Consider the following 25,975-nt stretch of genomic DNA (forward strand, 5'->3'; position numbering starts at 1 on the left):
GCTTATCCAGGCAGCCCGGCGCCAAGTCCATGAAAGATAACGTTCATCCCAGCTACAACGACGTCGTCTTCCACGACGTGACGTCCGATTTCAAGATTCTGACCCGTTCCACCATGAGCTCGAAAGAGACCGTGAAGTGGGAAGACGGCCAGGAATACCCGCTGATCAAGGTGGATATCTCCTCGGCCTCGCACCCGTTCTATACCGGCAAGCACAAGGTGATCGACACCGGCGGCCGGATCGACAAGTTCCAGAAGCGCTACGCGCGCTGAGCTTGCAGGACGGGCTGTACCGGCAGCGGCCGCGCATTGCGCGGCCGTTGTTTTTTGGGGCGTTGGCAACTTCGTTTTCACGCCTTCGACGGGGGCGTCTACGACTTCTGTCCAAGCGACGGCCAAAATGCTGCTGTGCGATAATGACGTGATCCGGGGCGATGCCCTGGACTTCCATCACGTGCCTGCCCATTTGGTGACAGGCGCCTTCCACTGAAGGAGCGTACACAGTGTCCGATCTTGATCAGGTCACGCTCAACGCCGGCGACAAGTCGGTCGTTCTGCCGGTTCTCAAGCCCACGCTTGGCAACGATTGCGTCGATATTTCAAAGCTGACCAAAGAAACCGGTCTGTTCACCTACGACTCGGGCTTTACCGCCACCGCCAGCTGCAAGTCGGCCATCACCTATATCGATGGCGACAACGGCGTGTTGCTGTATCGCGGCTACCCGATCGAACAGTTGGCCGAGAAGTCCAGCTTCCTCGAAGTCTCGTACCTGCTGATGAACGGCGAGCTGCCGACCGCGGACGAATTCAAGAAGTTCGACCACGAAGTCACGCATCACACGATGATGCACGAGTCGCTGAAGAACTTCCTCGGTGGCTTCCGTCATGACGCCCACCCAATGGCCATGCTGGCCGGTTCGGTCGCCTCGCTGTCGGCGTTCTATCACGACACCCTGGACCTCAACGATCCGGAGCAGCGCCGTCAGGCCGCCATCCGTCTGATCGCCAAGGTGCCGACCCTGGCTGCTGCCGCGTACCGCTATTCGATCGGCTGGCCGATCCGCTACCCGCGCAACAACCTCAATTACGTCGACCGCTTCCTGCACATGATGTTCGAAGTGCCGAGCGAGCCGCTGGAGATCAATCCGGTGGTCGCCAAGGCGCTGGATCTGCTGTTCATCCTGCATGCCGATCACGAGCAGAACGCTTCGACCTCGACCGTGCGTCTGGTCGGTTCGACCGGTGCCAATCCGTACGCTTCGGTCGCAGCGGGCATCACCGCGCTGTGGGGCCCGGCACACGGCGGCGCCAACGAAGCCGTGCTGAAGATGCTGGAAGAGATCGGCACTGCCGACAACGTCGAGTCCGCCGTGGCCAAGGCCAAGGACAAGAACTCCTCGTTCCGTCTGATGGGCTTCGGTCACCGCGTCTACAAGAACTTCGACCCGCGCGCCAAGATCATCCGCGAGATGACCCACAAGGTGCTGGGCGAGCTGGGCGTCAACGATCCGCTGCTGGAAGTGGCGCTGAAGCTGGAAGAAGCCGCGCTGAAGGACGACTATTTCGTGCAGCGCAAGCTGTACCCGAACGTCGACTTCTACTCGGGCCTGATCTACAAGGCGCTGAACATTCCGGTGGAAATGTTCACCGTGATGTTCGCCATCGCCCGCACCGCCGGCTGGGTGTCGCACTGGCTGGAGCAGCAGGTCGATCCGGAAATGAAGATCGGCCGTCCGCGCCAGATCTACACCGGCTACGACAAGCGCGACTACACCGACAGCGCCAAGCGCTAAACGCTTGCGGTTGTCTGCTTGAACGAACGCCCCGCATTGCGGGGCGTTTTCGTTGGTAGCGTGCCGTTTACCTCAGGCCTCAGCCGGTGCGTCGATCTCCGCAATCAGCGCATGACTGTCTGCGTTGTACATGCGCGCGCGGCCATCGAGGTCAAGCAAGTAGAAATGGCCGCGGTCGGTCAGGAAGTGCCAGGCCAGGACATGGGTGCCGTGGTAATCGTGACTGGGGTCGCCGGCAGTGACGCGATCCAGCGCGTGCCCGCCCTCGCGGCATAGGCGGCGAATCAGTTTCAGATAGCGCGGCTCGTTTTCCAGCGCTGCGGCCACGCGCGCTTCGCGGTCGGCAATACTGGCCGCACGCCGATCGATTTCTGCCTGCATCTCCGGGATCGACAGTGCCACCAGCTGTGGGTGGGCGCGTAACCAGTTCGCATGCAATACGGCGAGGTCTTCGGTGTCGGCCAGTGCGTAGTAGGCATCGTCGTGCTGGTCCAGCGCATCGCGCGTCGGATTGTCTCCGAAGTATTCGCCGTCCATAAATGCCTGAAGGCTTGCGTCGTCCATCTGTTCCAGCTGCGCGCAGCTGGCCGCATAGATGGCTGCATGTTGGGTTGCCTGCATTGCCTCCAGCCCGCGTCCAACCTGCTGCATGATCGCCAGGTCGGCATTGCAGTTGTAGACGAACTGCGCAAAGCCGCCGTTATCCATTTGTGCTTCATAGACGTCGACGTAGTAGCTGCACATCGCGTCGGCGGCGATCTCATCGGGCCGCAACCATTGATCGAGCAGGGCGTTGACGACGCTGATATTGGACTGGATCGGTGCGGATACATCGTCGCTCTCCAGGCTATTGCGCGAGACGATGATGGCGGTGGAAGGTATGGCGGGCATGCAGGAATCCATTGGCAAAAAAGAGGCGCATGTGTGCGCAAGGTGGTGTGGCGTTAGGTCAGCCCGGTTGCCGGTAGTGGGCAGTGACCTGTTCGCTTAGGAGCTGCCGTAACTGCGCTGCAGACGCGCGTAGCATCGGTTTTTCGTCCAGCTGCGACAATGGGGCCTGACGCAGCGCGTCGTACGGCAGGACGGTCAGGTCGAAGGTCAATTGCTCGGCACTGAACAACCACACCGGAAACTCGGCAGTGCGCTCGCGGTCCAGACGCAGCCGGCGCGTACGCAGTTCGGCCGGAATGCGGTGTTCTTCCAGGAATCGCTGCACTGCATCGGCATCGTCGCTGTGCAGCTGCAACTGCACCGGCGCATGGGCGTCGGCCGTGCCGTCGAGCACGGGGCCGGTCAGGCGCGGCTGGAACGGGCTGAGAAACTCCAGCGCGCGCAATGCGGCCTCGCGGCGTTGGCGCAGCCGCAACCCGTGCGCAGGCCCGGCGAATAGACGTTGGTGCTCGCGCAATGCATCTTCGATCTCGCGATTGCGCGGCAGCGATGCGTCGTCGTGGATGCCCAGCCGGCTGGCCGCCTTGAGCTTGGCCTGATGAAAATCGCGGATGCCGCCCTCGGCCATCAGCCGGGCCGCTTCATGCGCCAGACGATGGCGACGTTCTCGGGTTCGCGTATCGGCGTGCTCGCGCGCGTGGTGCATGACCGGGCTCCCCTAATGAACCTGGTTCGACTCTACAACAGCGGCATGAAGAGGTGGCGAATACCTCGTGTCCCCCCCCCGAAAGGGCACTCACGCAATGGCAATTGTCTACTGCAACCGGAAACAGTCGATGCCACGAAACCGATCGGGGAATCGAGCGGGCGAGGCTGTTCCGATTCCCCATTCCCAAATCCCGATTCCCCAATCCCGGCCCTTAAAAGATATCGAACGCCTTCTCGTCCTGCTGTTCCTGCAGGCCGTAGTCGTAATCCTGCAGGCGATCCAGGTCCTCGTTCTTCACCCATTCCACCGCGCCATTGATGGTGGCCTGGGTCATGCCGTCGGGCGGGTCGTTGGCGGCGATCGGCTTGTCCTTCAGCGCCACACGCATGTAGTCGATCCAGATCGGCAGTGCGGCCTTGCCGCCGTACTCGCGATAGCCGAGCGAACGGAAGTCGTCGCGACCCACCCACACCGTGGTGGCATAAGGGCCGCCAAAGCCGGAGAACCAGGCGTCGCGGTGATCGTTGGTCGAGCCGGTCTTGCCGCCGATGTCCTCACGTCCGAGTACCTTGGCCGCAGTGCCGGTGCCGCGCTGGACCACGTCGCGCATCATCGAGACCAGCTGGTAGGCGGTACGCTCGTCGATCGCGCGCGGCGCGATCTTGGTTTCGGCAGTGGCTGCCGGGGCGGTCTGCGCCGGTGTGGCCGGCGTCGCCGTGGCTGGCTCGATCGACTTGGGCAGCGCGGGAGCGCCGAAGTTGAAGCCGTCCACCACCTGGCTCACCGGCGCGGCATTGCCGCCCTGCAATGCGCAGGTCCGGCAGGCCACCGCCGGGACTTCCTTGAAGACCACATTGCCGTCGCGGTCCTTGACCTCGTCCACGATCCAGGTCTCCACCCGCGAGCCGCCGTTGGCGAACACCGCATAGCCTCGCGCGACCGACAACGGCGTCAGCGACGCGGTGCCCAGCGACATCGACAGGTTGGGCGGCAGCTCGGCTTCCTGGAAGCCGAACTGGCTGATGTATTTGCGTGCGAAATCGACGCTGATCGCGTCCAACAGGCGCACCGACACCAGGTTGCGCGATTGCACCAACGCCTCGCGCAAGCGCATCGGGCCGCGGAAGCCGCCGCCGTCGTTCTGTGGCGACCAGGTCTTGCCGCGGCGGTCGCGGAACACCACTGGCGCATCGAGTACGATCGAGGCCGGATTGAAGCCCTTCTCGAACGCGGCCGCATACACGAACGGCTTGAAGCTGGAGCCCGGCTGACGGCGTGCCTGGGTGGCGCGATTGAACTTGTTGCCGGCGAAGCTGAAACCGCCGACCAGCGCGCGCAGCGCGCCGCTATTGGCATCCAGCGACACCAGTGCGGCCTGGCCACGCGGCAACTGGTCGATGATCCATTCGCCGTCTTTTTCGCCGGTCCGGATGCGGGTCAGGTCGCCGCGCGTCAGCAGCTTGGCCGGCGTCTTGTTGGTCCAGCGGCTGGCGCTGGCCGGCAGGGTCAGCTCGGTCTTGTCGCTCTGCACGACGGTCACGCCACCGTCGGCATTGGTGCGTGCCACGATCACCGCGCGCAGGCCGCCCTGGGCGAACACGCCCGACAGATGCTTGGCCAGTGCCGGCGCATCCGCATCGGCGGCGACATCGAAATGCTGCTCCACGCCATGCCAGCCATGCCGGTGGTCGTACAGGCGCAGGCCTTCGGCAACCGCCGCATCGGCGCCGGTCTGCAGCGTGGCATCGATGGTGGTGGTGACGTGGTAACCCTTGTTGAGCACATCGCCGCCGTATTTGGCGATCATTTCCTGACGCACCAGCTCGGCCACGTACGGGGCGTAGACCTCGACCGGCGGCTCGTGCGGCTTGGCATGCATCGGCACCGCCTTGGCGGCATCGGCTTCGGCCTGGCTGACAAAGCCCAGGTCGGCCATGCGTTGCAGCACGTAGTAATCGCGGCGTTCCTGCGCGCGTTCCGGATTGCTGATCGGGTTGCCGCTGGATGGGAACTTGGGGATGCCGGCCAGCGAGGCCATCTCGTCCAGGCTCAGCTCGCTCATCTTCTTGCCGTAGTAGTACTCGGCCGCAGCACCCACGCCGTAGGCGCGATTGCCGAAGAAGCTCTTGTTGAGATACAGCTCGAAGATCTCGTCCTTGCTCAGCTCACTCTCGATCTTGCGCGCCAGCAGGATCTCGGCGAGCTTGCGGGTGTAGCTGTATTCGGAACTGAGGAAGAACTGCCGCGCCACCTGCTGGGTGATGGTCGACCCACCCGGCACGCGCTTGGCGTCGGTGCTTGCCAGCAGCCACACCGCGCGGGCGATGCCCTTGTAATCCACGCCGCCGTGTTCGTAGAAGCGTGCATCCTCGGTCGCCAGGAAGGCCTGTTTCAGGCGCAGCGGCACGTCCTTCATCTGGATGGGGTAGCGCCGGGTCTCGCCATAGACGGCCATCAGGCGGCCGTCGCTGGAATAGACGTACATCGGCTCCTGCAGTTCGACCTGCTTGAGCGACTGCACGTCCGGCAACTTGGAGGAAACGGCGTAGTACAGGCCGCCGGCAGCAATAGCGCCAAGCAGGGCGAGCACCACGAACGCGGCCAGGACCCAGCCCAGCCAACGACGAATACGGGGCATGTTAAGAGAGATTCCGATTGCAGATTTCTTGGTCGCAGAGTATAGATGACGCCGGGTTTGGCTGGGGCCGAACTCTGGGGATCGCAGCAGACAGAACTGGGGGCACGTCGCGGGGCCATTGCCTTGCGCGTGAAGGGCTTGTCAACTGTTAAAATTTGATTATTAATACGAGGGCGCAGACAAGCGTCCAAGTGCCCATCGGCAGGGGAGTTTCCGTGGGGCTTCTACCCAAGAGTCAGTCGCAACTTATCGGTGTCGATATCAGTTCCACTGCGGTCAAGCTCTTGCAGCTGTCGCGCAGCGGGAACCGTTTCCGCGTGGAACACTACGCGGTTGAGCCGTTGCCGCCGAATGCGGTCGTGGAAAAGAACATCGTCGAGGTCGAGGCGGTCGGCGAAGCGATTCGTCGCGCCATCAACCGGTCCGGCAGCAAGGCCAAGAATGCCGCAGCTGCGGTGGCCGGGTCGGCGGTGATCACCAAGCTGATTCCGATGCCGGCCGATCTGGATGACAGCGATCTGGAAGCCCAGGTCGAACTGGAAGCCACCAATTACATTCCGTACCCGATCGAGGAAGTGAATCTCGACTTCGAGGTGCTCGGCCCGATGCCCAACAGCCCGGACATGGTCCAGGTGCTGCTGGCAGCCTCGCGTTCGGAGAACGTGGAACTGCGCCAGTCCGCGCTGGAACTCGGTGGCCTGACCGCCAAGGTGATGGACGTGGAGGCCTTCGCGGTCGAGAACGCCTTCGCCCTGGTCGCCAGCGAGTTGCCGGTGGCTGCCGATGCGGTGGTTGCGCTGGTGGACATCGGCGCGACCATGACCACGCTGAGCGTGCTGCGCTCCGGTCGCAGTCTGTATAGCCGCGAGCAGGTCTTCGGCGGCAAGCAGCTCACCGACGAGGTGATGCGCCGGTACGGGTTGACCTACGAAGAGGCCGGCCTGGCCAAGCGTCAGGGCGGTTTGCCAGAGAGCTACGAGGTCGAAGTGCTGGAGCCGTTCAAGGAGGCGACGGTGCAGCAGATCAGCCGTTTGCTGCAGTTCTTCTACGCGGGCAGCGAATTCAATCGGGTCGACTGCATCGTGCTGGCCGGCGGTTGCGCCGCGCTGTCGCGCCTGCCGGAGATGGTGGAAGAACAGCTCGGCGTGACCACCGTGGTCGCCAACCCGCTCGCGCAGATGACGCTGGGCCCGAAGGTCCAGGCGCATGCGCTGGCGCTGGATGCGCCTGCATTGATGATTGCCACCGGCCTGGCCCTGAGGAGCTTTGACTGATGGCAAGAATCAATCTATTGCCCTGGCGCGCCGAGCGCCGGAAGGCGCGCGAGCGTGAGTTCTATTCGATGCTCGGCTTCGCTGCGCTTGCTGGCGTGCTGCTGTCCGGACTGATCTGGTTCTACTACGACGCGCAGATCAGCGGCCAGACCGAGCGCAATGCGTTCCTGACCGCCGAAATCGACAAGGTCAAGGCGCAGAACGAAGAGATCAAGGAACTCGACAAGAAGAAGGACCGTCTGCTCGCCCGCAAGAAGGTGATCGAGGAACTGCAGGCCAATCGCTCGCAGATGGTGCATCTGTTCGATTCGCTGGTGCGCACCATTCCCGATGGCGTGGCCTTGACCAACATCAAGCAGGATGGCGACACCCTGACCCTGGAAGGTCGTTCGCAGTCCAACGCGCGCGTCAGTGCCTACATGCGCAACCTGGAAGGCTCGGGCTGGATGACCAATCCTGACCTGTCGATCATCGAGGCCAAGAGCCAGGACAAGGCCGGGCAACCTGCGGGATCGTCGATGGACACCAAGACGCTGCCGTACGTGTTCACCCTCAAGGTCAAGCTGGCCAATCCGAACGAGGCTGACAAGAACGGCACCGCACCGGTCGACGCGCAAGCGCCGGCTGCAGCGCCTGCCGGCACGGCACCTGCGGGCACGCCAGCGGCGACACCTGCAGCGCCTGCGCCTGCCACGCCGCCGGCGGCTGCGCCTGTGCAGCCAGCGCCGGCGTCAGCCAATCGGCCGCAGGAGGGGGCCGCGTCATGAGTCAGAAATCATTCAAGCTCAGCGATCTGGATTTCAACAACATCGGCGGCTGGCCGCAGCAGGCGCGTATCGTGTTCTGCGTGGTGGTCGGCCTGTTCATCATGGTGCTGGCGTGGTTCCTGTTGATCAGCGGCAAGCGCGATGAACTCGAAGGCCTGGAAGGCACCGAAACGCAGCTGCGCACCGAGTTCGAGACCCAGCAGGGCCGCGCGGTGAATCTGGAGCCGCTCAAGCAGCAGCTCGCGCAGATGGAGCAGGTGCTGCAGCAGATGCTGCGGCAGCTGCCCAGCAAGACCGAAATGCCGGATCTGATTATCGACATCTCGCAGACCGCGCTTTCGAGCGGCCTGTCCAACGAGTTGTTCCAGCCGGGTCCGGAATCGCCGAAGGAGTTCTACGCCGAAAAGCCGATCGCCTTGCGCATGGTGGGCAGTTACCACCAGTTCGGTGCCTTCGTCAGCGGCGTGGCGTCGCTGCCGCGTGTGGTGATCCTGACCATGCACGACATCAACCTCAAGCCGAAGGACCCCAAGGCCGGCATCACCCCGCGCGGGGCGCTGGAACTGTCCGGCACGGTCAAGACCTATCGTTATCTGGACGATGAGGAAATGGCCGAGCAGGAGAAGGCTGCGGCCGACGCTGCGAAGAAGGGCGGCCAATGACCATGAGACTGCTCAAGATCCTGTCGTGCGTGGCGCTAATTGCTGTGTTGCCGGCGTGTACGCGCAGTGTGACCAGCACACCGGGCGATGCGCCGAATCTGGAAGCCTGGGTCGCCGAAGTGCGCGCACGTCCGGCACCGCCGTTGGAGCCATTGCCGGTGATGCAGCAGTTCGAGACGTTCGAATATGCGGCGCAGTCGATGCGCGACCCGTTCAGCGATGCCTGGGTCAGTGCGGAAGGCGGTAACGGCACGCGTCCGGATCCGAACCGGCGCAAGGAGCCGCTGGAAGCCTATCCGCTCGACGCCCTCGATATGGTGGGGACCATTGGCGGCGGCTCGGGCCTGATCGCGCTGGTCATGGCACCGGACAAGGTGACCTACCGGGTGCGGCCGGGCGTGTATCTGGGACAGAGCGATGGCCGGGTCACCGGGGTCTACGAAGACCGCATCGAGCTGATTGAACTTGTGCCGGACGGTGCGGGCGGATGGCTTGAACGGCCGGCCGCGCTCGCATTGGATGATCAATAAAGTGATAGGGGATAGCACGATGACGTTTTCCAATGCCCGGCGGCTGCGTCCGGTTCGGCGCCACGCGGTATTCCATGCCTGCGCGCTGGGGTTCGCGCTGGCCCTGGCGAGCGGTGGCGCGTTCTCGGCGGCGGCACTGAAGCAGCCTGTGCAGGATCCGGTCAAGGCCGCTCCGGCGAGCCTGGCGGTGTCCAAGATCGATTTCAAACGTGGCGAGGACGGCGCTGGCCGTCTGATCCTGCAGTTCGACGGCCAGGGCGCCAGCCCGGATCTGCGCACGCAGGGCGACAACGTGCTGGTCGATATCAGCAACGCACGGTTGCCTGCCGAACTGCAGCGCCCGCTCAACGTTACCGACTTTGCCACGCCGGTGCAGCGTGTCGAGGTCAAGCCGTCCGGCTCGGGTTCGCAGCTGGTGCTGTCGACCAAGGGCGCGTTCGATTCGCTGGCCTACCAGACCGGCAACGAGTACGTGGTCGAAATCACTCCGCGCAAGGGCCAGCCTGCGGTCGGTGGCGTCAGCGCCGCAGCAGTCACCCAGGCCGCCGCGCAGATCGCCGCGCGCGGCTACAGCGGCCGCCCGGTGACGTTCAACTTCCAGGACGTGCCGGTGCGCACCGTGCTGCAGCTGATCGCCGAGGAATCCAACCTCAATATCGTCGCCTCCGACACCGTGCAGGGCAATGTCACGCTGCGCCTGATGAATGTGCCGTGGGACCAGGCGCTGGACATCGTGCTGCGCGCCAAGGGCCTGGACAAGCGCCGCGACGGCGGCGTGGTATGGGTCGCCCCGCAGCCGGAGCTGGCCAAGTTCGAGCAGGACAAGGAAGACGCACGCATCGCGATCGAGAACCGCGAGGATCTGATCACCGACTACGTGCAGATCAATTACCACAACGCGGCTGTGATCTTCAAAGCGCTGACGGAGGCCAAGGGGATTGGTGGCGGTGGTGGTGGTCAAGGTGGACAAGGCGGCGCAGGGCAGCAGGACAACGGATTTTTGTCGCCTCGCGGTCGTCTGGTTGCCGACGAGCGCACCAATACGTTGATGATCAGCGATATTCCGAAGAAGGTCGCGCAAATGCGCGAGCTGATTTCGCATATCGATCGGCCGGTGGATCAGGTATTGATCGAAAGCCGCATCGTGATCGCGACCGACACGTTTGCGCGTGACTTGGGTGCACGTTTTGGAGTCACCGGTGCGACGGGGAGGGGTATTTTGAGTGGCTCCCTGGAAAGTAACGTCAACTACCTAAATACCTCTGCACAATCTCGTTTGGAACAGGCTAACGGCGGTACGGTTACGACGCTGCCGGCGCATCTATTTCCCTCTGGTCTGAATGTCGATCTGGGAGCTGGCGGCTTTACGAACAGTGGTGCGGCTGGGCTCGCCTACACCCTGCTTGGTTCCAACTTCAATCTGGATATCGAGCTGTCGGCAATGCAGGAAGAAGGGCGCGGCGAAGTCGTTTCCAATCCGCGCATCGTGACCGCCAACCAGCGTGAGGGTGTGATCAAGCAGGGCCGCGAAATCGGCTACGTGACCATCAGTGGCGCGGGCGTTGCAGGTGGCGGGTCGCAGGCCAATGTGCAGTTCAAGGAGGTTCTGCTCGAACTCAAGGTGACGCCAACGATCACCAACGACAACCGCGTTTTCCTCAACATGAATGTCAAAAAGGACGAAGTGGCGCGCTTCATTACCTTGCCGCAATACGGCACCGTGCCTGAAATCAACCGTCGGGAAGTCAACACGGCCGTATTGGTAGCCGATGGCGAGACGGTGGTAATCGGCGGTGTGTACGAATTCACGGATCGTGAGAGTGTGTCGAAGGTGCCGTTCCTGGGTGACATCCCGTTCCTGGGCAATCTGTTCAAGAAGCGTGGGCGCAGCAAGGAAAAGGCCGAGTTGCTGGTTTTCGTCACCCCGAAGGTGTTGCGAGTGGCGAGCGCTACTCCGTGAGATAGCATAGATACAGAAAATGGCCGCGAGAGCGGCCTTTTCTTTTTGTGGTGCTGGACGTGCATCGTTGCCCATTGCGTGCGATTTGCCCTGCTCCGGCCGCGAACAGGTACTTCGATCTCAAGGTTGAACAAGCCTGAGGACTTGTTGCGCTGTCTTGGCTTTTGTTTCGATCAGCTTGCCCCCCTGCCAAGTCGCGATGCGGGTGACGCGCGTCATACTTGGGTTCACTGACTGAACATCGCAAAGCTGCTCAGTGAACCAATCGCGCTCGAATCGGTCACACTGGGCCTATGAACGCACCGCCGCTCTTGCCCCCAGAAGCCGCTGCCGCGCCCGCCGAGGACCGGTTGCATCGTCAATTCACCTTGCTGCGCGAGTCGCTGGCGCAGCGCATCGTGGGCCAGGCTGCGCTGGTCGAACGGTTGCTGATCGCCCTGCTGGCCGATGGTCATCTGCTGGTCGAGGGCGCGCCCGGTCTGGCCAAGACCACCGCGATCCGCGCGCTGGCCTCGCGCCTGGAAGCGGATTTCGCGCGGGTGCAGTTCACCCCTGATTTGCTGCCCTCCGACCTGACCGGCACCGAGATCTGGCGGCCGCAGGACAGCCGGTTCGAGTTCATGCCTGGGCCGATCTTCCATCCGATCCTGTTGGCCGACGAGATCAATCGTGCACCGGCCAAGGTGCAGTCGGCGCTGCTGGAGGCGATGGGCGAGCGTCAGGTCACCGTCGGGCGGCATACCTATGCGCTGCCGCAGCTGTTCCTGGTGATGGCCACGCAGAATCCGATCGAACAGGAGGGCACGTTCCCGTTGCCCGAGGCACAGCTGGACCGCTTCCTGATGCACGTGCGCATCGGTTATCCGCAGGCCGATGCCGAGGCGGAGATCCTGCGTCTGGCACGTGAGGCCGCACGCGATACCCTGGAAAAGCACGAGACGGTGCCCGACAAGATTCCGCTGGAAGATGTCTTTGCCGCGCGTCGGGTGGTGCTGGACGTGCATCTGGCACCGCAGCTGGAGCGTTATCTGATCGAGATCGTGCTCGCCTCGCGCGATGCCCAGCGCTACGACCCGGCCTTGGCGCGGCGGATTGCCTGGGGCGCGAGCCCGCGTGGGTCGATCGCGCTGGAGCGTTGCGCACGTGCGCGTGCATGGCTGGCCGGGCGCGACTACGTGACCCCGGACGATATCCGCGCAATCGCCCCGGACGTGCTGCGTCACCGCGTGTTGCCCAGCTACGAAGCCACTGCCGAAGGCTGGGATGGCGAACGCCTGGTCGCCGCCTTGCTGGAAAAGATTCCGCTGCCCTGATCGGGTAGCGTGTCGCCGAGGTATGCCATCCTCTGATCAGAATCCGATGTCTTCGATGCCGTCTTCTTCCCCTGTCACCGTGCCGTCGTCGATCGCCGGCGATGGACTGCGGCCGACGCTGGCGGAGCTGATCGGGCTGCGCGGCACCACGACCCATCGCGGGCAGCCAGGTCGTGGCCGCCATGGGCTGGTCGGGCCGGTGCCGGCGGCAACGCGCGGGCGCGGGATGGAATACGCCGAGTCGCGCGAGTACGTGGCCGGCGACGATGCGCGGCACATCGACTGGCGCGTCACCGCGCGTACCGGGCGTGCGCATACCAAATTGTTTCAGGCCGAGCGCGAACGCTTGAGTCTGATCGTGGCCGATACCTCGCCGGCACTCTTCTTCGGCACGCGGGTGCGCTACAAATCGGTGCAGGCCGCACGTGCCGGCGCCGTTGCAGCGTGGCTGGCGCAGCGGCAGGGCGACCGGATCGCCGCACTGCGCGGCACTGCCAGCGAGGCGCCGATTGCGCCGCGCTCGGGTCAACGCGGCGTGTTGCCGGTACTGGATGCGTTGGCGCGCTGGTATGCGCAGCCGCCGTCCGGCGATACGGGCCTGGAGGTGGCACTGGACCATGCCGCGCGGCTGTTGCGTCCGGGGGCGCGGCTCACCGTGCTGGCCGATGCGCGCAGCGCCAGCAGGATTTCTGCCGCGCGCTGGTCGGGTCTGGCCTTGCATCACGAGGTGGTGGTGATCGTGCTGGTCGACCCGCTGGAACTGGCGCCACCGGCCCGCGCACTCAGCTTCGATGTGCGCGGCGAGCGCATTGCGATCGATCTGTCCACGCAGGCCGGACGTGCGCGCTGGCAGGCCGAATTCGTGGCGCCGCTGGAACAATTGACTTCGGTCTTGCAGTCACGCGGCGTGCGGCTGCATCGCCTGTCCACCGATGATGCCAGCGATGCCTGGTTGGGCGGCAGCACCGCCGTACGGAGCCGATGACGATGGCACCGCAATCGCTGCCGCTGCGCGATGTCCATCTGCCGCCGTCGCCGTCGTGGTGGCCGCCGGCGCCGGGCTGGTGGCTGGTGATCGCGGCGGTGGTGCTGGTGCTTGGCACCGCAGGATGGTGGTGGTGGCGGCGCCGTCAGCGGCAGCGTCTGTGGCTGGCGGCATTCGATGCCGAGCTGCAGCGCGCAACGACCCCCGCGCAGCGCCTGGCAGCGTTGTCGATAGTGTTGCGGCGTGCTGCGCGCAGCGTCGATGCGCAGGCCGACCGGCTGCCGGGCGAGGCATGGCTGCAGTTTCTGGATGGGCGCAAAAGCAAGACGCACGCCTTTTCGCAAGGACCGGGTCGCGCGCTGCTGGACGGTGGTTTTCAACGTATGCCGACGGTGACCGATCTGGATGCGGTGCAGGCACTGGCGCGGCAGCGTTTTCTGGATCTGATGCGAGGCCGGCGATGAACTGGCTGCAGTGGTCGCAATGGCAGGATGCGCTGGCGCATTGCGCGTGGCCGTGGGCATGGTGGTTGATGCCGCTGCCGTTGCTGATGTGGTTCTGGCCGCAGCGCCGCGCCGAGACGGCTGCGCTGCGCGTGCCTTACGCCGATCAACTGCATGCGGTTGCGCAGGCAAACAGCGCGCCGGTACTGCGTGTGCCGCGCTGGCTTGCCTGGTTGGGCTGGTTCTTCCTGTGCGCGGCGCTGGCGCGCCCGCAACAATTGGGCGATGTGATCCAGCCGCCGCGCGAGGCGCGACAGATGATGCTGGCCGTGGATCTGTCCGGCAGCATGAGCGAGCCGGACATGGTGCTCGGTGGCAAAGTGGTGGACCGCCTGACGGCCGCCAAGGCGGTGTTGTCGGACTTTCTGGATCGTCGCGACGGCGATCGGGTCGGCTTGCTGGTGTTCGGTCAGCGCGCCTACGCGTTGACGCCGTTGACCGCCGATCTGACCTCCGTGCGCGACCAGTTGGCCGACAGCGTGGTGGGGCTGGCCGGGCGCGAAACGGCGATCGGCGATGCGATCGCGTTGTCGGTCAAACGGCTGCGCGAGCAGAAGCAGGGTCAGCGCGTGGTGGTGTTGCTCACCGATGGCGTCAATACCGCAGGCGTGCTCAACCCGCTCAAGGCCGCCGAGCTTGCCAAGGCCGAAGGCGTGCGCGTGCACACGATCGCCTTCGGCGGCAATGGCGGCTATTCGTTGTTCGGCGTGCCGATTCCGGCCGCGGGCAACGACGATATCGACGAAGACGGGTTGCGCAAGATCGCCGCGCAAACCGGTGGGCGCTTTTTCCGCGCCCGCGATACCGAAGAGCTGGCCGGCATCTATGCCGAGCTGGATCGGCTGGAACCGGTCAAGGCGCTCGGCCCGTCGGTGCAGCCGCGCGTGGAGCGCTATTACTGGCCGTTGGGCGCTGCCATCGTGATTGCACTGCTGGCCTATGTGTTGCCGCGGAGATGGCGATGAGCGCGCTGACCGAACTGGCTGGCTGGCTGCAGTCGCTGCATCCGTTGCGCCCGCGTTTGCTCTGGGCGCTGCTGGCGATCGTGCCGGCGGCAGTGCTGTGGCAGTTGCGGCGACGCGATGCGGACGTGTGGCGGCAAAGCGTGGATGCACATCTGCTGCCGACCTTGCTGGCGTCCGGCAGTCGGCGTGGATGGCTGGGATTCGTGCTGGCTGCGCTGGCCTATGCGCTGGCGGTGGTGGCGATGACCGGGCCGAGCTGGCGGCAGACCGAGCGGCCGGTGTATCACTCCAGCATGCCGCTGGTGGTGGCGCTGGACCTGTCGGCCAGCATCACCGCCAACGATCTGCCGCCATCGCGCTTGCTGCAGGCGCGTGCCAAGTTGGCCACGTTGTTGCGCAGGCGGGCAGGCGGCGAAGTCGCATTGCTGGTCTACGCGGGCGAGAGTTTCACCGTTGCGCCATTGACCGATGACACTGCCAATGTGGCGTTGTTTCTGGATGCGCTGTCGCCATCGGTGATGCCGGTGGACGGCAAGCGCGCCGATGCGGCGATCGATGCGGCCACGCAGTTGCTGCTGCAGGCCGGCTTCAAGCAAGGCGACATCCTGTTGGTCAGCGACAGCGCCGATCGTGCGGCCGGGAGTTCTGCACGGCTGGCGCGCTCGCGTGGATTCAGCGTGTCCGCGCTCGGCGTAGGGAGCGAGCGCGGCGCCGCCTATCGCACCACGACCGGTGAGATTGCGCAGACACGGCTGGATGAGGGCGGCCTGCGCGATCTTGCCGGGCAGGGCGGTGGTCGCTATGCGCGTATCACTGCCGACGATGCGGACCTGCGTGCGCTGGGCGTGCTCGATCCGGCGCAACAGCCGCTGGCCGATGAAACCGCCGAATCCACCGGCGGCAAGACCTGGCTGGACGAGGGCTACTGGCTGCTGTTGCCGGTGATGCTGTTGGCACTGCTGGCGTTCCGGCGGCGTGCGGTTGTGGCGGCGCTTGCCTTGGTGTGCGTGTTGCCGTTGGCCCAGCCCGCGCATGCCGCCGACGGCACCTTGTGGCAACGCGCCGACCAGGTGCAGCAGCAACGTCTGGATGCCGGCGTGCAGGCCTATCGCAAGGGCGATTTCGCCGCGGCACAAAACGCCTTCGAAAATGTGCCCACCGATGAGGGGCTGTACAACCTCGGCAACGCGTTGGCCAGACAGGGCCAGTACGACGCAGCGATTGCGGCTTACGACCGGGCGCTCAAGCAACATCCGGCTCAGCCCGACGCCGTCGCCAATCGTGCGGCGGTGGATGCGGCGCGCAAGCGTCAGCAGCAGAACAACAAGGATGGCAAAGGCCAGTCCGGCGACCAGAAGCAACCCGGTCAGGACAGCTCCGGCCAGAATCAGTCCGGGCAGAACAAACAGAACGATCCAAAGCCTGGCCAGGACGGGCAAGGCAAGCCGGATTCGCAAGGCAAGCAGGATGGCAAGGAGCAGCCGCCTGCGCAGACGCCGCAGGACGCAGCCTCGCAGAACCAGCAGTCCAAAAACGGCCAGGGCGAGCAGAGCAAGCAGGACGCAGCGCCACAATCGGCCGATGCCAAGGCGCAGCAGCAGGCCGATGCCGCGCAGCGGCAAAAGATGCAGCAGGCGATGGCGCAGGCCGGCGACAAGAGCGCCGATGCAAACGGCAAGCAGGCAGCGGCAGCAACGGCGAACGAAACGCCGGAGCAACGCGAGCAGCGCCAGGCGGTGGATGCCTGGCTGCGGCGGGTGCCGGACGATCCGGGCAGCTTGCTGCGCACCAAATTCAGGCTGGAACACGAACGCAGGCAACGGGACGGACGATGATCGGCACACACCATTTGCGCCGCGCGGCGATCGGCATGTTGATTGGCGTGACGCTGCTCACCTGTGCACCGGTGGGCGCCGTCACGCGCGCGTGGCTGGATCGTGACAGCGCCAATGCCGGCGACGTGGTGATGTTGAACATCGAAACCGATCAGCGCGGTGTCGATCCGGATTACACGCCGTTGCGCAACGACTTCGCCTTGGGAGCCAAGAGCGCCAATCAGCAGATGCAGGTGACCAACGGGTCGGTGACGGTGCGCGCGCTGTTCGGTGTGGTGCTGACGCCGCGCAAGAGCGGCGAGCTGATCGTGCCGGCGATCCGTGTCGGTAACGAGCGCACCGAACCGTTGCGGTTGCAGGTGGGCGCGTCGGCAAGCGATGCCGGCAGCAGCGCGCCCGGCGCAGCGGCTGCAGCGCAAGGCAATGAGGATGCCTTTGTCCAGACGCAGGTGGACGATCCGCAGCCCTATGTGCAGCAAAGTGTGGGCGTGGTGGTGCGGCTGTATTTCGCCACGCAGCTGGCGTCCGGCGAGCTGGATCTGGAAGCGCCCGATGGTGCATCGCTGCAGCGCATCGGCGACGATGTCAGTTCGGTCAAGGTGCTCAACAATCGCCAATACAACGTGGTCGAACGACGTTATCTGCTGGTGCCCGAGCGCAGCGGTCGCCTGGTGTTGCCGTCGGCGCGCTTCAACGGTCGGTCGGTCGGGGGCTTCTTCGACGATTACTTCGGTCGCGGCAATGGCGAGCTGAGCGCGCGTAGCGCCAGCATCCCGCTGCAGGTCCGCGCGCAACCGGCCAACGCGCCGCAGCCGTGGTTGCCACTGCGCAGCCTGCAGTTGCGGTATACGACCACGCCGCAGCGCGCGACCGCCGGTGAAGCGGCCCAGCTCGTGGTGGAGGCCAGTGCACGCGGTGCCACCCAGGCGCAGTTCCCGGAATTGCCGACCCCGAGCGTGCCCGACGCGCAGGTGTTCGCCGAGCCGCCGCAGTACGAAGAACGCTTCGTGGATGGGTCGCCGCAGCTGAGGCTGACCCGCCGCTATTCGATCGTGCCCAACCGCGCCGGTCCGCTGGTGGTGCCTGGCTTGCAGGTGGCGTGGTGGGATGTGGGCGCGGCGGCAGCCAAGACCGCGGCATTGCCGGATCTTACGCTGGATGTGGCGGCAGGCAGCGGCGCGTTTGCGGCGCCTGCGCCGGCGCCAACGTCTGCAGCCAATCCGTCACCGGATAACGCTGCGACAACTGCTGCGGCCGGCAAGCTGAGCCTGCAGCAACCCGCGGCCACGCAACCGCCGTGGGGCTGGATCGCTGCGGCGATGGGCTTTGCGCTGCTGTGGATTGCCACCCTGGTGTGGGCCTTGTCACGGCGTCGCGGCGGTTCGCACGGCGCGCCGGTGCTGAACCCCAGCGATGCAGCTGCGCCCGGCCGGCGTGCGACGCATGGGGCAGCCGAACTACGACGCGCGCTCGATACCGGCGGCATGGACGACGTGGCTGCAGTGTTGTGCGGCATGGCCGGCGTTGCCGATATCGACAGCGTGCTGGCCGCGTTGAGCGACCCGGCGCAGCGCGCGGCGGTGGCGCAGATGCAGCGCGCCCGCTGGGGCGGCGATGGTGACGTGACCAGTGCACGTTCGGCATTGCGCGAGGCCTTCGCCAAGGGGCCGCGTTGGCGGCACGCCACCGCTGCGGAGCCTGAGGTATTGGCGCCGCTGTATCCGTCGGCGCCTTGATCGGTGTCGCTGCATCGGCAGCGGTGGACAGGTCTTGGTTAGCCAGCGTGCTGCGCCTCGTTTTGACGCGCTGACTGCAGGTGCAGCTGGTTCTTTAAGCTGTGCTACTTAAAGCAAGGCGTTTGGTCTGCGGCGTGGCTGCAGGGCCCTTGCCCGCCTACCCTCGCGGGACACGCCGTGAATCCGTCCATGTAAGCTCTTACGCGGCATCTATGCCGTGTAAGGTCCCGCGACGGTAGGCGGGCAAGGACCTGTCGAGTTGGTCGGTGTGCATGGAAGAGCGGTGCTGGATGCACCTCGTTCGACGTGAAGCGTCGACGCCACGTCCGATGCTTGCCGCACGACAGACAGCTTTTTAGATGAGCCCCGACCAATCGTCTGGTGCGGTGCCCTCGCCGGTTGCGGGACCGTGTGGCGGCATGGATGCCGCCACCGAGCCCCCAGGGACGGGTTCACGGCGTGTCCCGCAAGCGGTGAGNTGCAAGTACGTCCTTGTAAGCTCTTACGCGGCATCCATGCCGCGTAAGGTCCCGCGAGGGTGGGCGGGCAAGGACCAGTGGAGATGGTCGGCGCGCATGGTTTTCAACAAAGCAACCGGCAGACTGTCTGGTGCGGTGAGGCACCGCGGCCTCGACTCACCGGGCTTTTGATTCAAGCATCCGGTCGTGACTAAATGACGCCCTTGTCTATGTATTTGCTGCTATACGCGTTGCGCCCCGATGAGGCCTGGGCACTGTGGATAGAGCACTTGCAGAGCGGCTGATCCGCGGGCTGGTCGCAGGGTTCTCGCCCGCTCCGACGCCTGCGTCGCCTGATGTCGAGAGGAATACCTACCCTCGGGCGGGCGCGTGGCGGCCGGCCGGGTAGGTGGCCGCGTCGATGGCGTTTGTTAAGCTCCGGGGCTTGTGTCCAGATAAGGCCCGACCAGATGACTGCATCCCCCGCCGCACGCCGCCCGGGCCTGCCCCTGCATTGGAAGATGGGCATTGGCTTCGCCGTCGGTCTGCTGCTGGGTCTGGCCGTCTACTACCTGGCCGGCAGCGATGCCGACTGGGTGCGCGTGGTGACCAAGTACGTCACCACCCCGTTCTCGCAGATCTTCCTCAATCTGATCTTCATGCTGATCGTGCCGTTGCTGTTTTCGGCATTGGTGATGGGCATTTCCGAAATGGGCGACATCCGCGCGCTCGGGCGGGTGGGGTGGCGCACCTTGGGCTACACCATCGTGCTCTCCGGCGTGGCCGTGTTGCTGGGGCTGGTGTTGGTGAATGTGCTCAAGCCTGGCGCGGGCGTGGATCCGCAACTGGCCAACCAACTGATCCAGCAGAACGCCGAGCGCACCCGCGAGATCATTTCCAGCTCCGGCACCCAGCCGCAGGGCATGGACATGCTGTTGTCGATCGTGCCCAGCAACGTGATCGCTGCGGCGTCCAGCAATGGCGCGATCCTGTCGCTGATGTTCTTTGCGGTGATGTTCGGCGTGGGCATGGTGCTCACCGCCGATGAAAAGGTGGCCGCGCTCAAGCGCGGCATCGAAGGCATCTTCGAAATCTCGATGACCTTGATCGGCCTGGTGATCCGGCTGGCGCCGTATGCGGTGGCCTGTTTCATGTTCAATCTGGCCGCGCTGTTCGGTTTCGATCTGTTGATCCGTCTGGGCGCTTACGTGGGCGTAGTGGTGCTGGCGCTGGGCCTGCACATGGTGGTCAGCTACGGGCTGGCGGTGAAGTTCGCCGGGCGCTCGCCGATCGGCTTCTTCCGGCAGACCCAGGAGGCCACGATGATGGCCTTCTCCACCGCCTCCAGCAACGCCACCCTGCCGACCGCCCTGCGCGTGGCCGACGAGATGGGCCTGCCGCCGCGGGTGTCGCGCTTCGTGCTGACCGTGGGCGCGACCGCCAACCAGAACGGCACCGCCTTGTTCGAAGGGGTGACGGTGATCTTCCTGGCGCAGTTCTTCAACGTGGACTTGAGCCTGGGCCAGCAGTTCATGGTGATGCTGGTGTGCATCCTAGGCGGCATCGGCACCGCCGGCGTGCCCTCCGGCTCGCTGCCGGTGGTGGCGCTGATCTGCGCGATGGTCGGGGTCAACCCGGTCGGCATCGGCATGATCCTGGGCGTCAATCACTTCCTGGATATGTGCCGGACGGCGTTGAACGTGACCGGCGATCTGGCGCTGACGACCCTGGTTGCCAAGGGCGAGGAATAGGGAATCGGGAATCGGGAATGGGGAATGGGGAATGGGTAAAGCGGGCTGTTGCGATCGGTACGTGTAATGAGAGGTCATGCCACACCGGGGCAAGGTTGCGGGGCGAGCAGCGATAGCGGCCAACCTGCAACACTGCATCCGATTCCCCATTCCCAATTCTCCATTCCCGACTCCCCATCCCCCTAACGCGCTCTGTGGGAGAATAAGCGTCTCCGCTTCCAGCGGTGTTCCCCTTCCGCTTCCATAGACGCCCATGACCCAGCCCACCCGCCGCCAGCTGGCCAACGCCATCCGTTTTCTCGCCGCCGATGCGGTCGAAGCCGCCAAATCCGGCCATCCCGGCATGCCGATGGGCATGGCCGATATCGCCGAGGTGCTGTGGAACGATTTCTTCCGGCACAACCCGAACAACCCGCAGTGGTTCAACCGCGACCGTTTTGTGCTGTCCAACGGCCACGGCTCGATGCTGCAGTACGCGCTGCTACACCTGTCCGGCTACGACCTGCCGATCGAGCAGCTCAAGCAGTTCCGTCAGCTGCACAGCAAGACCGCCGGCCACCCCGAGCGCAGCGAAACCCCCGGCGTGGAGACCACCACCGGTCCGCTCGGGCAGGGGTTCGCCAATGCGGTCGGGTTCGCACTGGCCGAGAAGCTGCTGGCGCAGCGCTACAACCGCCCGGAGCTGGAAATCGTCGACCACCGCACCTGGGTGTTCATGGGCGATGGCTGCATGATGGAGGGCATTTCCCACGAAGCCGCCTCGCTGGCCGGCACCTGGGGCCTGGGCAAGCTGGTCGCGTTCTGGGACAACAACCAGATCTCCATCGACGGCAACACCGCCGGCTGGTTCAGCGACAACACCCCGGAGCGTTTCGAGGCCTATGGCTGGCATGTAATCCGCGATGTGGACGGACATGACGCCGAGAAGATCAAGGCCGCCATCGAGACCGCGCTGGACAATACCGACAAGCCCACGCTGATCTGCTGCCGCACCAAAATCGGCTTCGGCGCGCCGAGCAAGGCCGGCAAGGAATCCTCGCACGGTGCACCGCTGGGCAAGGAAGAGCTCGAGGGCGCCCGCAAGGCGCTGGAATGGCCGTACGGCCCGTTCGAGATTCCCGAAGAGATCTACGCAGGCTGGCGCGCCGGCGGTACCGGCACGCTGCGTCAGGCCGAGTGGGAGCAGCTGTTCGACAAATACGGCAAGCAGTATTCGGCCGAAGCCGCCGAGCTGACCCGCCGCTCGCACGCCGAGCTGCCGGCCGACTTCATCGCCCAGGCCGATGCCTACATCGCCAAGGCGCAGCAGGACGGCCAGACCATTGCCTCGCGCAAGGCCTCGCAGCTGGCGATCGAAGCGTTCGCGCCGTTGCTCCCCGAGTTGATCGGCGGCTCGGCCGATCTGGCGCATTCCAACCTGACCTTGTGGAAGGCCAGCAAGTCGGTCGCCACCGATGACCCGAATGCCAACTACGTCTATTACGGCGTGCGCGAGTTCGGCATGACCGCCATTGCCAACGGCCTGGCGCTGCATGGCGGCTTCATTCCGTTCGACGCCACCTTCCTGGTGTTCAGCGATTACGCCCGCAACGGCGTGCGCATGAGTGCGCTGAATCCGGCGCACGCCATCCACGTCTACACGCACGACTCGATCGGCCTGGGCGAAGACGGCCCGACCCATCAGCCGGTGGAACACCTGGCCTCGCTGCGCTACATCCCCAACAACGATGTGTGGCGCCCGGGCGATGCGGTGGAATCGGCGGTGAGCTGGAAGGCCGCCATCACCCGCAAGGACGGCCCCAGCTGCCTGGTGTTCAGCCGCCAGAACCTGCAGCACCAGCCGCGCAGCGACGAGCAGCTCAAGCTGATCGAGCGCGGTGGCTATGTGCTGGCCGAGGCCGAAGGCGGCGTGCCTGACGTGATCCTGATCGCCACCGGTTCGGAAGTCGGGTTGGCGGTGGAAGCCAAGCAGACCCTGGACGCGGCCGGGCTGAAGACACGCGTGGTGTCGATGCCGTCGACCGATGTGTTCGATCGCCAGGATGCGGCCTATCGCGAGTCGGTGCTGCCGAATGCGGTGCGCAAGCGCGTGGCGGTGGAAGCGGGTGTGACCGGCTTCTGGCGCAAGTATGTGGGTCTGGATGGCGATGTGGTCGGCATCGACACCTTCGGCGCCTCGGCGCCGGCCGATCAGCTGTACGCGTACTTCAAGATCACCGCCGAGCATGTGGTTGCGGCGGCCAAGGCGCTGTAAGGCCTTGCGTATTGCCTGAAGAAAAAGCCGGCGAAAGCCGGCTTTTTTGTTGGACCTCGTGCGCGATGGGTCATCGTGCAATGGAGGCATTGCACGTGTCAGTGCGCGTCCTCGGCCAGTGCCGATGCGCGGATCTGGTCAGCACTTGTACCTGCGCATCCCGCATCGGCGGATTGGGATCGTGCCCGGTGCGTGGCAGCACGGGGATTGCCTGGTCTGGGCAGACAGTCCATCGAACAGGTCGTGCTGCTCCCCCTTCGAGACGGCCGGATCCGGTCCGCGCTGAATCGGGTGGATCGCTATGGCGAATGGCGGACCGCGATCGATCTGCGCGCCCGCGTCCAGGTCGCGCTCGCTTGTGTCAAGTGGATGCTAAAAATTTGTCAATCCGCTATTTAAAATGTGAATCATTCCCATTAAAATGGTGTACTGCCGGTGGTAAGGCACACGTTTCCTCCCCATTGTTGCCGGCGCGGCGTCTTCGCAGCGCGTGGTCTGATCCGTCTGCGTTGGAGTCCCCGATGATCCGTAGTACCGAATTGCGTCTTGCTTCCGTGGGCGCGCGTCGCCATTTACTGCCGCGCGCGCTGGTCGCTGCGCTGTGCACGATGGCCGCCGGCCAGGTGCTGGCCGAGACGCCCGTTGCCGCACCCGATGCCGAGGTCACCACCCTGGACCGGCTGATCGTGCAGGGCGAGCAGGCCAAGGGCTATACGGTGGAGAAGACCACCGCCGGCACGCGCATGGATCTGTCGTTGCGGGAGATTCCGCAGTCGGTGACCGTGATCACCCGCGACCGCATGGACGACCAGAACCTGCAGAGCATTACCGACGTGCTCAACAACGTCACCGGCATCTCGGTGGCGCAGAGCGACAGCGAGCGGCTGGAGTTCTACGCACGCGGCTTCTACATCGACAACTACCAGTTCGACGGCATTCCGGCCTACATGGAGCAGGCCTGGAGCTACGGTGACTCGGCGCTGGACGTGGCGCTGTACGACCGCATCGAAGTGGTGCGTGGTGCCACCGGCCTGCTCACCGGCTCGGGCAATCCGTCGGCCTCGATCAACCTGGTGCGCAAGCATGCGCTCAGTCGCGACTTCACCGGCACCGTGTCGGTGGGTGGCGGCGATTTCAACAAGACTCGCAGCGTAGCCGATGTCACCGTGCCGCTCAGCCCCAGTGGCAACGTGCGCGCACGGGTGATAGGCGTGTACCAGGACGGCGAGTCGGACATGGACCGCTACACCCTGCGCAAGAAGATCGGCTCGGCCATCATCGATGCCGACCTCACCGACAGCACCTTGCTGAGCGTGGGCTACGAGTACCAGAAGAAGGAATCGGACGATGTCACCTGGGGCGGCTTCCCGCTGTTCTACAGCGATGGCACCCGCACGAACTATGATCGTTCGTTCAACCCGGCGGCCGACTGGACCTTCTGGGACACGCGTCTGCAGCGCACCTTCGCCAGCCTGCAGCAGAGCTTCGACAACGGTTGGAACCTCAAGGCCAATCTGAGCCACGAGAAGACCGAAGCGGCCAATCACCTGTTCTATCCGTTCTATACGATCTTCGGATTCGACCGTGCCACCGGTAGCGGCGTGGTGCCGTACTCGGGCAACTACCTGACCGAGCGCAAGGCCGATGGTGCCGATGTCTATGCGGAAGGCCCGTTCCAGCTGTTTGGCCGCGAGCATCAGCTGGTCGCCGGCGCCAGCTACAACCGCCGCGAGTACGTCAACAACGGCACCTTCGATTTCCCGGCGGCACTTGACAGCTACTTCGGCTGGACCGGCGCCTATCCGGAACCCAACTGGAGCCCGCGCACGGTGCAGAGCGACGGCACCATCAAGCAGAAGGCCGCCTATGTGGCTGCACGCTTCTCGCTGGCCGATCCGCTGACGCTGCTGGTGGGTGCGCGCTATACCGATTGGCAGATCGATGGCCGCAACTTCGATTCGACCACGCAAGGCCTGGTGCCGTTTTCCGACACCCAGACTGAAGTCACCCCGTACGCCGGCCTGGTCTACGACATCAACGATGTGTGGTCGACCTACGTCAGCTATACCGAAATCTTCAATCCGCAGACGCTGCGCGATGCCAATGGCGGCTACCTGGACCCGTTGAGCGGCAAGGGCTACGAGGCCGGCGTCAAGGCCGCGTGGTTCGACGACAGGCTCAATGCCTCGCTGGCGGTGTTCCGCATCGAGCAGGACAACCTGGGCGTGGTCACGAGCATTCTTGTGCCGGGTAGTAGCGATTTTGCGTACGTAGCCGCCAACGGCGTGGTCAGCGAAGGCTTCGATTTCGAGGTGTCCGGGCGGGTGACCGAGAGCTGGAACACCACCTTCGGCGCCTCGCACTACACCGCGCGCGACGACAGCGGCACCTCGATCAATACGCATCTGCCGCGCACCACCCTCAAGCTGTTTAACAGCTACACCCCGCAAGGTGCGTGGAGCGATCTGACCGTGGGTGGTGGCGTCAACTGGCAGAACCGCTCGTACTACGTGGACCCGGTCTATGGCGCCTTTCAGCAGAGTGCTTACGCACTGGTCAGCGCGTTTGCGCGCTACCAGTTGTCACCGCAGTTCTCGGTGCAGCTCAATGTCGACAACCTGCTCGACAAGCGCTACTACGCGCAGTTCAACGGTGGCTATGGCGCATGGGGCGCATCGCGCAACGGCATGCTGACCTTCAACTACACGTTCTGATCGCAGACCAGGCCGGGCGCGATTCGGGCGTCTGGCTGTCGCTGCCGCGATGCACAGGCACCTTGCAAAAGGTGCCTGTTTTTTTGTCTGGAGCCTGCAGAGCGATCGTAGATCTGTTGCGCGTGCCGCACTGCCTGCGCTGCATGCTGGTATCGGGTTGCTTCGGTGGTGTCGAAGTGGCGCGCAAGGCGCTGGTGCCTTTCCCGCCGGCGTCGGCGCGCTGCACAGAGGCTCCCTA

The 25,975-nt window shown here is 64.6% G+C and carries 19 protein-coding genes; 16 read left to right on the top strand and 3 right to left on the bottom strand.

Features of this window, described 5'->3' with window-relative positions; translation table 11 throughout:
* The first annotated feature begins 29 nt into the window (after nt 1-29).
* Together XaplCFBP3123_RS14795 and XaplCFBP3123_RS14800 are read left to right on the top strand one after the other, a co-directional pair.
* On the top strand, nt 30-272 hold the full coding sequence (locus tag XaplCFBP3123_RS14795; protein WP_024938126.1) for a type B 50S ribosomal protein L31: 243 nt from the start codon (nt 30-32) through the stop codon (nt 270-272).
* Between the two features lie 230 nt (nt 273-502).
* A complete protein-coding gene (locus XaplCFBP3123_RS14800; RefSeq protein ID WP_039409911.1) occupies nt 503-1,792 on the top strand; it encodes a citrate synthase in 1,290 nt (429 codons plus the stop codon).
* Nucleotides 1,793-1,864: 72 nt separating this feature from the next.
* Here XaplCFBP3123_RS14800 and XaplCFBP3123_RS14805 read toward each other — a convergent pair whose 3' ends face one another.
* The 3 genes from XaplCFBP3123_RS14805 to XaplCFBP3123_RS14815 all read right to left on the bottom strand — a co-directional run bounded on the left by XaplCFBP3123_RS14805 (nt 1,865) and on the right by XaplCFBP3123_RS14815 (nt 6,030).
* Nucleotides 1,865-2,683, bottom strand: a complete 819-nt coding sequence (locus XaplCFBP3123_RS14805; RefSeq protein ID WP_172453285.1) for a DMP19 family protein — start codon at nt 2,681-2,683, stop codon at nt 1,865-1,867.
* 58 nt (nt 2,684-2,741) lie between these two features.
* Nucleotides 2,742-3,389 (bottom strand): hypothetical protein, encoded by a 648-nt coding sequence (locus XaplCFBP3123_RS14810; protein ID WP_104534730.1) that lies wholly within the window; start codon nt 3,387-3,389, stop codon nt 2,742-2,744.
* Between the two features lie 214 nt (nt 3,390-3,603).
* Nucleotides 3,604-6,030: a penicillin-binding protein 1A gene (locus tag XaplCFBP3123_RS14815; protein ID WP_104534731.1), complete on the bottom strand. Its 2,427-nt coding sequence runs from the start codon at nt 6,028-6,030 to the stop codon at nt 3,604-3,606.
* A 215-nt stretch (nt 6,031-6,245) separates the two neighbouring features.
* Here XaplCFBP3123_RS14815 and XaplCFBP3123_RS14820 point away from each other — a divergent pair, with 215 nt between their 5' ends.
* The 14 genes from XaplCFBP3123_RS14820 (at nt 6,246) to fhuE (ending at nt 25,737) form a co-directional block, all read left to right on the top strand.
* Nucleotides 6,246-7,304, top strand: coding sequence for a pilus assembly protein PilM (locus XaplCFBP3123_RS14820; RefSeq protein WP_047124723.1), 1,059 nt, complete (start codon nt 6,246-6,248; stop codon nt 7,302-7,304).
* Nucleotides 7,304-8,071: a PilN domain-containing protein gene (locus XaplCFBP3123_RS14825; protein WP_047124724.1), complete on the top strand. Its 768-nt coding sequence runs from the start codon at nt 7,304-7,306 to the stop codon at nt 8,069-8,071. The genes XaplCFBP3123_RS14820 and XaplCFBP3123_RS14825 overlap by 1 nt, the downstream gene beginning before the upstream one ends.
* Nucleotides 8,068-8,733, top strand: coding sequence for a type 4a pilus biogenesis protein PilO (locus XaplCFBP3123_RS14830; protein WP_047124725.1), 666 nt, complete (start codon nt 8,068-8,070; stop codon nt 8,731-8,733). Before XaplCFBP3123_RS14825 ends, XaplCFBP3123_RS14830 begins: the two co-directional genes overlap by 4 nt.
* A complete protein-coding gene (locus XaplCFBP3123_RS14835) occupies nt 8,730-9,263 on the top strand; it encodes a pilus assembly protein PilP (RefSeq protein WP_047124726.1) in 534 nt (177 codons plus the stop codon). Before XaplCFBP3123_RS14830 ends, XaplCFBP3123_RS14835 begins: the two co-directional genes overlap by 4 nt.
* Nucleotides 9,264-9,282: 19 nt before the next feature.
* The gene (locus tag XaplCFBP3123_RS14840) at nt 9,283-11,223 is read left to right on the top strand and encodes a type IV pilus secretin PilQ (protein WP_104534732.1); all 1,941 of its coding nucleotides are present in this window, start codon (nt 9,283-9,285) and stop codon (nt 11,221-11,223) included.
* A 293-nt stretch (nt 11,224-11,516) separates the two neighbouring features.
* Nucleotides 11,517-12,536, top strand: coding sequence for an AAA family ATPase (locus tag XaplCFBP3123_RS14845; protein ID WP_104534733.1), 1,020 nt, complete (start codon nt 11,517-11,519; stop codon nt 12,534-12,536).
* Between the two features lie 22 nt (nt 12,537-12,558).
* Nucleotides 12,559-13,521 (top strand): DUF58 domain-containing protein, encoded by a 963-nt coding sequence (locus tag XaplCFBP3123_RS14850; protein WP_104534734.1) that lies wholly within the window; start codon nt 12,559-12,561, stop codon nt 13,519-13,521.
* A gap of 2 nt (nt 13,522-13,523) precedes the next feature.
* Entirely contained in the window at nt 13,524-13,985 is a 462-nt protein-coding gene (locus XaplCFBP3123_RS14855) for a DUF4381 domain-containing protein (protein WP_104534815.1), read from the top strand.
* On the top strand, nt 13,982-14,989 hold the full coding sequence (locus tag XaplCFBP3123_RS14860; RefSeq protein WP_104534735.1) for a vWA domain-containing protein: 1,008 nt from the start codon (nt 13,982-13,984) through the stop codon (nt 14,987-14,989). The genes XaplCFBP3123_RS14855 and XaplCFBP3123_RS14860 overlap by 4 nt, the downstream gene beginning before the upstream one ends.
* Nucleotides 14,986-16,824 (top strand): tetratricopeptide repeat protein, encoded by a 1,839-nt coding sequence (locus XaplCFBP3123_RS14865; RefSeq protein WP_104534816.1) that lies wholly within the window; start codon nt 14,986-14,988, stop codon nt 16,822-16,824. The genes XaplCFBP3123_RS14860 and XaplCFBP3123_RS14865 overlap by 4 nt, the downstream gene beginning before the upstream one ends.
* Nucleotides 16,821-18,560 carry a BatD family protein gene (locus XaplCFBP3123_RS14870; RefSeq protein ID WP_104534736.1) on the top strand — a complete coding sequence of 580 codons (1,740 nt, stop codon included), beginning with the start codon at nt 16,821-16,823 and terminating at the stop codon, nt 18,558-18,560. Before XaplCFBP3123_RS14865 ends, XaplCFBP3123_RS14870 begins: the two co-directional genes overlap by 4 nt.
* A gap of 928 nt (nt 18,561-19,488) precedes the next feature.
* Nucleotides 19,489-20,769: a dicarboxylate/amino acid:cation symporter gene (locus tag XaplCFBP3123_RS14880; RefSeq protein WP_104534737.1), complete on the top strand. Its 1,281-nt coding sequence runs from the start codon at nt 19,489-19,491 to the stop codon at nt 20,767-20,769.
* A gap of 253 nt (nt 20,770-21,022) precedes the next feature.
* Nucleotides 21,023-23,023, top strand: a complete 2,001-nt coding sequence (gene tkt / locus XaplCFBP3123_RS14885) for a transketolase (RefSeq protein ID WP_104534738.1) — start codon at nt 21,023-21,025, stop codon at nt 23,021-23,023.
* 521 nt (nt 23,024-23,544) lie between these two features.
* Nucleotides 23,545-25,737 (top strand): ferric-rhodotorulic acid/ferric-coprogen receptor FhuE, encoded by a 2,193-nt coding sequence (gene fhuE, locus XaplCFBP3123_RS14895; protein ID WP_104534740.1) that lies wholly within the window; start codon nt 23,545-23,547, stop codon nt 25,735-25,737.
* Nucleotides 25,738-25,975: the final 238 nt, after the last annotated feature.

The organism is Xanthomonas arboricola pv. populi, from assembly GCF_002939945.1.
Taxonomy (GTDB): domain Bacteria; phylum Pseudomonadota; class Gammaproteobacteria; order Xanthomonadales; family Xanthomonadaceae; genus Xanthomonas; species Xanthomonas arboricola_A.

Coding starts and splice junctions, on each gene's coding strand:
- XaplCFBP3123_RS14795 (WP_024938126.1), top strand. CDS start 30: ATGAAAGATAACGTTCATCCCAGCTACAACGACGTCGTCTTCCACGAC.
- XaplCFBP3123_RS14805 (WP_172453285.1), bottom strand. CDS start 2,683: ATGCCCGCCATACCTTCCACCGCCATCATCGTCTCGCGCAATAGCCTG.
- XaplCFBP3123_RS14810 (WP_104534730.1), bottom strand. CDS start 3,389: ATGCACCACGCGCGCGAGCACGCCGATACGCGAACCCGAGAACGTCGC.
- XaplCFBP3123_RS14815 (WP_104534731.1), bottom strand. CDS start 6,030: ATGCCCCGTATTCGTCGTTGGCTGGGCTGGGTCCTGGCCGCGTTCGTG.
- XaplCFBP3123_RS14825 (WP_047124724.1), top strand. CDS start 7,304: ATGGCAAGAATCAATCTATTGCCCTGGCGCGCCGAGCGCCGGAAGGCG.
- XaplCFBP3123_RS14830 (WP_047124725.1), top strand. CDS start 8,068: ATGAGTCAGAAATCATTCAAGCTCAGCGATCTGGATTTCAACAACATC.
- XaplCFBP3123_RS14835 (WP_047124726.1), top strand. CDS start 8,730: ATGACCATGAGACTGCTCAAGATCCTGTCGTGCGTGGCGCTAATTGCT.
- XaplCFBP3123_RS14840 (WP_104534732.1), top strand. CDS start 9,283: ATGACGTTTTCCAATGCCCGGCGGCTGCGTCCGGTTCGGCGCCACGCG.
- XaplCFBP3123_RS14845 (WP_104534733.1), top strand. CDS start 11,517: ATGAACGCACCGCCGCTCTTGCCCCCAGAAGCCGCTGCCGCGCCCGCC.
- XaplCFBP3123_RS14850 (WP_104534734.1), top strand. CDS start 12,559: ATGCCATCCTCTGATCAGAATCCGATGTCTTCGATGCCGTCTTCTTCC.
- XaplCFBP3123_RS14855 (WP_104534815.1), top strand. CDS start 13,524: ATGGCACCGCAATCGCTGCCGCTGCGCGATGTCCATCTGCCGCCGTCG.
- XaplCFBP3123_RS14860 (WP_104534735.1), top strand. CDS start 13,982: ATGAACTGGCTGCAGTGGTCGCAATGGCAGGATGCGCTGGCGCATTGC.
- XaplCFBP3123_RS14865 (WP_104534816.1), top strand. CDS start 14,986: ATGAGCGCGCTGACCGAACTGGCTGGCTGGCTGCAGTCGCTGCATCCG.
- XaplCFBP3123_RS14870 (WP_104534736.1), top strand. CDS start 16,821: ATGATCGGCACACACCATTTGCGCCGCGCGGCGATCGGCATGTTGATT.
- XaplCFBP3123_RS14880 (WP_104534737.1), top strand. CDS start 19,489: ATGACTGCATCCCCCGCCGCACGCCGCCCGGGCCTGCCCCTGCATTGG.
- tkt (WP_104534738.1), top strand. CDS start 21,023: ATGACCCAGCCCACCCGCCGCCAGCTGGCCAACGCCATCCGTTTTCTC.
- fhuE (WP_104534740.1), top strand. CDS start 23,545: ATGATCCGTAGTACCGAATTGCGTCTTGCTTCCGTGGGCGCGCGTCGC.